Raw genomic sequence first — 8,273 nt, 5'->3', positions numbered from 1 at the left:
AAGCTTCGGGACTATTACCCGCTCAAAAGTTTCAACATAAGTTGGAACTTTTTTTTTGTGTAGGTTCTCCCGAAGCTTCGGGACTATTACCCGCACAAAAGTTTCAACATAAGTTGGAACTTTTTTTTTGTGTAGGTTCTCCCGAAGCTTCGGGACTATTACCCGCTCAAAAGTTTCAACATAAGTTGGAACTTTTTTTTTGTGTAGGTTCTCCCGAAGCTTCGGGACTATTACCCGCACAAAAGTTTCAACATAAGTTGGAACTTTTTTTTGTGTAGGTTCTCCCGAAGCTTCGGGAATGTCCCTACTACAGATACCTTTTCTGCATTACCATCCTAAAATTTACTCTAATTAGCACTAATCTATAATTTAAAAAAAAATCGAGGTTTATCAGGAAAAGTAAGGTTTCATCAGAAATTCAAATCAATATTTTGGACTAGATCCTATTTTTGATTCGTAATTTAAAAATAGTTCTTTATGAAAAACCTTAGTTTAATTTATTTTTTATTTTTGGCTTTTATCTCCTATGGCCAAAATAAGTTCAATGTTTCAGGATATGTTGGAGATGCGAAGACTGGTGAAAAATTATATGGTGTAAATGTATACACTGATAATAAAGCGTTTACGGTAACTAACGAGTATGGTTTTTATTCCTTTTCATTAGAAGAAGGTAAACATACAATTTATGTAAGTTATATTGGTTATAAAACTATTGAAAAAAAAATTGAAATAAAATCTAACATTAAAATTGATTTTAAATTAGAAGACGACTCATTTAGTCTAAATGAAGTAGTTGTAAAATCATCTAAAATTGACAACAAAGTAAAAAGTGCTGAAATGAGTGTTAATACACTGAAAGCGGCAACAATAAAAAAATTACCTGCAATTTTAGGAGAACCTGATGTACTTAAATCTATTCAATTACTTCCAGGGGTTTCAAGTGTCAACGAGGCATCATCAGGTTTTAATGTAAGAGGAGGAAGTGCAGATCAAAACTTAATTTTATTAGACGAAGCTACTATTTATAATGCCTCACATTTGTTTGGATTTTTTTCTGTTTTCAATTCAGATGCTATTAAAGATGTCAAACTATACAAAGGAGGAATTCCATCGAGTTATGGCGGTAGATTGTCATCCGTTTTAGATGTTAGACAAAAAGAAGGAAACAAAAATAAATTTAACGGAGAAGCGGGCATTGGGATAATAGCAAGTAGAGTGTTAGTAGAAGGTCCAATACAAAAAGACTCGCTTGGTGTTGGAAGAGGTTCTTACATGTTTGCTGGGAGAAGATCTTATGTTGACGCATTTACATTTTTAAGTTCAGAGTTTAGAGACAATAAACTGTTTTTTTATGATTTAAATTTGAAAGCTAATTATGACTTGAACGAGAATAACAAATTATTCCTATCTGGTTATTTTGGTAGAGATCGATTTGAATTACCTAAATTTTTAGGAACTTCTTGGGGAAATGTAATTAGTACTTTGAGATGGACAAATACTATTAATGAAAAGCTATTTTTTCAAACATCAGGTATTTTTTCAAACTATGTTTATGAATTGGACAATCTTAGATCGGGTTCAGAATTTAAATGGGAATCAGCCATTACAAACTTTAATTTAAAACCTAAATTAACTTGGTATGCGAGTTCAAAAGCAACATTTAAAACCGGTATTGATTTCACTTATTTTAAGTTTAACCCAGGTAAAATATCACCTCTAGATGGTTCCAATATTAACTCCGATAAGTTTCAAAATAATTTTGCGTTAGAAAATGGTATCTATTTAGATTCAAATCTTGACTTGAATGAAAAAATAAATATTGAAGCAGGTATTCGATTTTCAAACTTTATGCGATTAGGTGCAGAAAATATTAGAATATATGAAACAGGCAAACCGTTAAGCTATGATACTGTTTTTAATGTGTTTACCGAGAATGATGTTATTGGAACTGAAAATTATAGTTCTGGAAAAGTTATTAAGCAGTTTAATAATCTAGAACCAAGATTTTCAATGCGCTATTTAATTAACGATAATAACTCATTAAAGACAAGTTATAACAGAATGTTTCAATATATTCATCTTGTAACGAATACAACATCTCCTACTCCCTTAGATGTTTGGACACCAAGTGGACCTTATATTAAACCACAATTTTCAGATCAAGTAGCCATTGGCTATTTTTCTAAAATTAAAGAGAATAAATATGATTTTTCAATAGAGGCATATTATAAGAAACTATCAAATGTAACCGATTTTAAAGATGGAGCCGATTTGCTTTTCAGAGAAGACGTTGAAACACAAGTAATACAAGGAGTTGGAAGAGCATATGGTTTAGAGTTTTTGTTAAATAAAAATGAAGGAAAGTTGACAGGTTGGTTAAGTTATACGCTCTCAAGAAGTGAAAATAAAGTGAATGGAATTAATAATAATGAATATTATGCTAACAATGCAGATCAATTACACCGTTTGAATCTAGTAGGGTTTTATAAAACCAATTCAAGATGGGACTTTGGCGGCGTTTTCACTCTTAGTACTGGTAGACCTGTCACCTATCCAACAGGGCGATATGAACAAAATGGTTTAGTTGTTGCAGACTATAGTGAAAGAAACGGAAACAGACTTCCTATTTATCATCGATTGGATATTTCGGCTACTTTAAACCCAAAAAAAGGCACAAATAAAACAGGTAAATGGATTTTTAGTATCGCAAATTTATACAACAGACAAAATGCAGCTTCAATATATTTTAGAGAAGTAAGTGAAGTAAATGATGTTGAAACCGCAACAGGCAATACTGAGGCTATTAAATTATCATTCTTTGGAATTGTTCCAAGTGTAACTTATGAATTCAAATTTTAAATTCAAATCAATAATACTATTCTAAATTAAAAAATTTTAAAAATGGAAAATTTAAAAAACATATTTATTTTGGTCATTGCAATAACAGTATTTACATCGTGTGAAGAAGACGTTACCAATGATGTTACTCTAAATTCAATTGAAAGGTTAGTAATTGAAGGAGGAATTGAAAGGAATTCCAATAGCACCTTTCAAGCTATTAGATTGACAAAAACTTTGCCCTTCTTAACTAATACACCAAACCAAGGTGTTTTAGATGCTGTTGTTACTGTTTCAGATGGGGTTACAACGTGGAATTTTACTCACTCTGGTAATGGCAACTACAGTAATAACATCTTACTTCCAGAAATTGGGAAAACCTATACTATAACAATAATTTGGAATAATGAAACCTATGTAGGATCAGACACATTAAATCAAGTCCCTTTATTTGACAATTTTTATTATGAATTGGAAGAGGAAACCCTTTTTACAGATGAAGGGTTTTTTATAAAGTTTGACTCTACCGATCCAATAGGAGTTGAAAATTATTATTACTACAGAGTTTTTAAAAATAATGTTTTTACAATAGTCCCTGATCCGGGTAATAATCAAACACTTATTGTTTCAGATGAATTTTTTGATGGACAACAAAGAATTGGAGTTAACCCTAATGAAGAAGTTTCTTTTAAAATTGGTGATATAGCAAAGGCCCAGCAATTAGCAATTTCAAAAAAATATTATCAATTTCTTTTCGAATTGTTTACTCAAACAGGTAATCAAGGAATTTCATTTATTGGAAATCCGCCTCCAGCATCAATAAAAAGTAATATAATTAACATTAGTAATCCCAAAAATAGAATTTTAGGTTATTTTTATGCAGTAGATATTGTAGAGGATAGTATTTTGATTGAGTAATTTTAATTTAGGAATGAAGAATAGATTGATCTTGTATAGTATAATTTGCTTTATATTTAGTTTTTTGAATTTTTTAGAAGACTATAATGAAAGTTCTTTTTTTGAAGCTATACAAGATCAAATTTTTTTATTTCCCCTAAGTTTTACTTTTATCTTTCTAATTTATTTGATAAGGAAGAAGACAGTTGAAAGTAATTATTATAAAAGAATTGAATTATTCGAGAAAAGAACATTCCTTTTTTTCGTCAGTATTATTACAATTGTATTTTTTAGTTTTCTTTTGAGACTAATTTCCTTGGTATTATTTAATGATGACCAAGGTTTGATATTTTTTGACACGCTTTTTTTTGCCATTCTAATTATTGTAAGTAGTGTTGTTTTATTTATCTATTTATTTGAGATTTATTTGGAAAATGAATTTGAAAAAAAGGAATTAAAAATAAGGTTAAAAGAAAATGAGATTGAAAATCTTAATGATAAATATATGTCACTTAAGAATCAACTTAACCCTCATTTCCTTTTTAATTGTTTTAGTAACATTACTAGTTTAATTGATAGTGAACCTGAAAAAGCGATAAAATTTGTTGAGGAATTATCCAATGTTTTTCGATACAGTCTCACTAATTCTGATGAAATTTTAGTTACTTTATCTGAAGAACTTACACTATTGAATTCTTATTTTGAACTTCAAATGATTCGCCATCAAGGATTAATAAAACTTGAGAGTTCTGTAGACGTTTCTAAATTGGATTATTTAATACCTCCTCTAACGCTTGAGATATTAATAGAAAATGCTTTAAAACATACAGTATTTGATAAACATAATCCTTTGTTAATTAGTATCTATACTAGAGAAGAGCAATTGATAATTGAGAATAATTTTAATCCCAAAATAAATTCTGTAAAAACTGAATCTTTTGGAATTGGAATGAAAAGTATTAAGAAACAATATGTTTTACTAAATTGTGGAGTACCTACTTTTAAAATTGAAAACAATGTTTTTAGAGTTGAAATCCCTTTAATTAAGTCGAGTTATGATTAAAGTAATTATTATCGAAGATGAAATATTGATAGCGGAGAGATTAAAGAAAATGATTGAGTCGATTGAACCTGAAATGAAGGTCATTGAAGTGATTGACTCAGTTAAAGAGGCTATTTCTTTTTTAAGCGATAGTATACCAGATCTAATTTTTTTGGACATTAATCTTTCTGATGATTATTGTTTTAAAATTTTTGAGGAAGTAAATGTTACTTGTCCTGTTATTTTTGTTACTGCCTATTCAGAATATGCAATTAAGGCATTTGAAGTAAATAGTATTGACTATCTTTTAAAGCCAATTTCAATATCAAATTTAAAAAAGAGTATAGATAAATATAAAAGTCTTACAACATTTCCTAATTATAGTAAAATGATGATGGATATGGAATCCAGATATCGAAATCGTTTTTTAGTTAAGTTGAATAATCAATTAAAGTCAATATCTATTGATAATATCGCTTATTTTTTTTCAGAAGATAAACTAACTTTTGCCTGCCTTTTTGATGGAAAAAAATTACCTCTAGAACAAAGTTTAAAGAAAATTGAAGAAGAAGTAAATCCAATCGATTTTTATAGAGTAAATAAAAAGTTTCTAATTTCTCTAAACGCTATTGTTGAAATGTATTATGTTTCAAAATCTAAAATCAAATTGACTTTAAAGCCTAGTTTCGATGGTGAGAATATTTTTGTTGCAATTGAAAAAGTGGGTGATTTTAAATCTTGGCTTTCCAAATAAAACACGAAACAAACTAAATAAAAGCCATTCTTGTTAGAAAGATTAAAGTGATAGAATTTTCTAGAAATTCGATATGATTTGCATTCTTAATTATCAACATCAAAAACGCTAATCTTTGGTAGCGTTTTTTTTTTGGTAACAGTAATGATCTTCATACTTAGTATTACTTTCAGATTAAAATCTAACATAAAAAAAACACATTTTTTGGACTTTTTTTATTACTTTTTCTTTCCTGTTGCAATCCAATTATTGATTTTCTTTTCTAACAGTGCTAATGGCATCACTCCAGATTCCAATACTTTTTGATGGAACACTTTGATGTCAAATTTAGCTCCCATTTTATCTTGTGCTTTTTGGCGTAATTCCAAGATTTTTAGTTGACCTATTTTGTATGATAATGCTTGACCAGGCCAAGCCATGTAGCGCTCTATTTCGGCAATAATACTGGCTTCACTCCTTGCTTCGTTGTCTAATGAATATTGTATGGCTTGCTCACGTGTCCAACCTTTTGAATGCATTCCTGTATCCACAACCAAACGAATGGCTCGGTGAATTTCATTGCCTAACATCCCAAAATATTGATAAGGATCAGTATACAATCCCAATTCTTTTCCTAAACTTTCAGTGTATAAAGCCCATCCTTCGCTATAAGCACCAAACCTATTGTACTTTCTAAAATCGGGTAAAGCTGCGTTTTCTTGTTGCAGAGAAACTTGAAAATGATGTCCAGGAATGGCTTCATGCAAGAACAAATCTTCATCTCCATAGTAATTGTAAGTGGTTATATCTGGAATTGGAACATAAAAAGTTCCTGGTCTTGTTCCATCAGCTGAACCATTCACATACTCAGCACTAGCTGTTTTTTCCCTAAATGCTTCTGTTCTTTTTACCCTAAATGGCGTTTTGGGTTGTAATGAAAAAAGCTTGTCAACATTTGGTTTAATTGTTTCGTTGATTTTTTCAAAATTAGCGATAACTTCTTCTGGTTTTTTGAAAGGCATTAATTCTTTTCTGTTTCTAACATGATCAAAAAATTCCTTAATAGTGCCTTTAAAACCTACTTGAGCTTTCACTTTTTCCATTTCGGTTCTGATACGAGCTACTTCTTTTAATCCCAATTCGTGAATTTCATTCGGAGTTTTATCCGTTGTTGTCCATTGTTTTACATATACTTTATACAATTCATTTCCGCCTTTAAGACTCCCGATACCGCTTGTTTCCCTTGAAGCTGGAAGATATTCCGTTTTCATAAAAGTTATAAATTTCTGAAACTTTGGAACAAGTTTTTCAGATATTGCCGTTGCATATTGTTTTGACAAAGTGCTTTTTTGTTCCTCAGTAAAATTGGATGGGAATTTTTTACAGCTCGAATAAAATAAATTGTCTTCTACTTTTGGAGTAATTAATTCTTCAAATTGGGGAATGAGTTTTACAGTCAATGCTTTTGGTAAAACTACTTTTTCTTGCATTCCTTTTTTCATATATACCATCGTTGAATCTAACCAAATGGAATACAAATCTATTCTTTTCAAGAAATTTTTATAGTCTTTCTCGGTTTTGAAGGGTTGTGCACTTTCGGCACTTGCAAACTGACCTATCGTTAAATGTGTTCCGTCAAACTGTTGAATTGGGATTAAGTTAGCTTTTTGCTCCAAGAGAGACAATCCAATTTCTGTTTCCCATTTTATAATGTCGAAACTGTTTTTTTCTTCAATAGAAAGTTGCGTAGTGTCAATAGTTTTTAATTCGGTTGCGAATTTTTCAAAAAATGCTCTGCGCTTATTTCGGTAGGTTTCGGTCATTTCAAAAACCAATTGGTCGTTGTATTCGCTTTGTCCGTTAAGTGTTGCATCCAATGGATTTAACTCATTTTTACCATCAAAATAGGAATCGGTTATTGCTGTAAAATCTTGAGTTTTCTTTTCTGATTTACAGTTAATAAAAAGCAATGATAAAAAAATCATCATTGAAAAGTGATATATATTTTTCATAATTAGTTGTTTTTTTAATTATAAATATATTGTTTTTCAAACGTTTTTCAAATTGATTATTTCTTGTTCGGTCAAAAAACGCCAATTGCCACGTGGTAAATTCTTTTTGGTTAAACCTGCAAAAGCAACACGGTCAATTTTGATGACATCATAGTTGAAACTTTCAAAAATAGCGCGAACTACTTTGACATTCGGCGTTCTAAGTTTCAAGCCGATTTCTGTTTTTGGCTCATTTTCGATATACGAGATTTCATCAATATAAAGTTTGTGACCATCAAGGGTAACGCCGTTTGATATTTTTTCTAAATCTTCAAACTTCAAGTTTTTATCTAATGACACTTGATATATTTTAGAAGACTTTTGATTGGGTAAACTAAATTTACGAACCATATCGGTATCATTCGTAAACAATAATAAGCCAGTGGTGTTTTTATCCATTCTTCCGATGGGTTGAATATTCGCTTTGGTTGCACCACGCACTAATTCCAATACATTTCTGTGATCGGCATCATCTTCGTTGGAAGTAGTAAAGTTTTTTGGTTTGTTCAAAACAAGGTATTCTTTGCGTTCTGGTGTTAAAACCGAACCGTCGAAGTTCACCACATCGCCAGGTTTTACTTTGTACCCCATTTCGGTAATCACCACATTATTCACTTTTACATTTCCTGATTGAATGTAAATATCTGCATCACGTCGCGAGCAAACACCCGAGTTTGAAATGTATTTATTCAAACGAATATCGTCTGATTTC

At 30.4% G+C, this 8,273-nt stretch carries 7 protein-coding genes; 5 read left to right on the top strand and 2 right to left on the bottom strand.

Features of this window, described 5'->3' with window-relative positions; all coding sequences use genetic code 11:
- From ACK5ON_RS03980 to ACK5ON_RS03960, 5 genes are all read left to right on the top strand, one after another.
- Positions 1 to 278 (top strand): hypothetical protein (locus tag ACK5ON_RS03980; RefSeq protein WP_409820098.1); only part of this gene is annotated, 278 nt, incomplete at its 5' end.
- A 199-nt stretch (positions 279 to 477) separates the two neighbouring features.
- Positions 478 to 2,859 carry a TonB-dependent receptor domain-containing protein gene (locus ACK5ON_RS03975; RefSeq protein WP_396173223.1) on the top strand — a complete coding sequence of 794 codons (2,382 nt, stop codon included), beginning with the start codon at positions 478 to 480 and terminating at the stop codon, positions 2,857 to 2,859.
- 42 nt (positions 2,860 to 2,901) lie between these two features.
- Entirely contained in the window at positions 2,902 to 3,756 is an 855-nt protein-coding gene (locus ACK5ON_RS03970; RefSeq protein WP_396155642.1) for a DUF4249 domain-containing protein, read from the top strand.
- 64 nt (positions 3,757 to 3,820) lie between these two features.
- Complete coding sequence (locus ACK5ON_RS03965; protein ID WP_409820095.1) at positions 3,821 to 4,798, top strand: sensor histidine kinase; 978 nt, start codon at positions 3,821 to 3,823, stop codon at positions 4,796 to 4,798.
- Positions 4,791 to 5,531 carry a LytR/AlgR family response regulator transcription factor gene (locus tag ACK5ON_RS03960; protein ID WP_396155639.1) on the top strand — a complete coding sequence of 247 codons (741 nt, stop codon included), beginning with the start codon at positions 4,791 to 4,793 and terminating at the stop codon, positions 5,529 to 5,531. The genes ACK5ON_RS03965 and ACK5ON_RS03960 overlap by 8 nt, the downstream gene beginning before the upstream one ends.
- Positions 5,532 to 5,749: 218 nt before the next feature.
- Here ACK5ON_RS03960 and ACK5ON_RS03955 read toward each other — a convergent pair whose 3' ends face one another.
- Positions 5,750 to 7,522: a DUF885 domain-containing protein gene (locus tag ACK5ON_RS03955; RefSeq protein WP_409820092.1), complete on the bottom strand. Its 1,773-nt coding sequence runs from the start codon at positions 7,520 to 7,522 to the stop codon at positions 5,750 to 5,752.
- 36 nt (positions 7,523 to 7,558) lie between these two features.
- On the bottom strand, positions 7,559 to 8,273 hold a 715-nt coding region (locus ACK5ON_RS03950), incomplete at its 5' end, for a pseudouridine synthase (RefSeq protein ID WP_409820089.1).

This window comes from Flavobacterium sp. (genome assembly GCF_046317795.1).
Taxonomy (GTDB): Bacteria; Bacteroidota; Bacteroidia; order Flavobacteriales; family Flavobacteriaceae; genus Flavobacterium.
The sequence above is the reverse complement of the archived record's forward strand: the minus strand, read 5'-3'. Positions and strand labels throughout refer to the sequence as shown.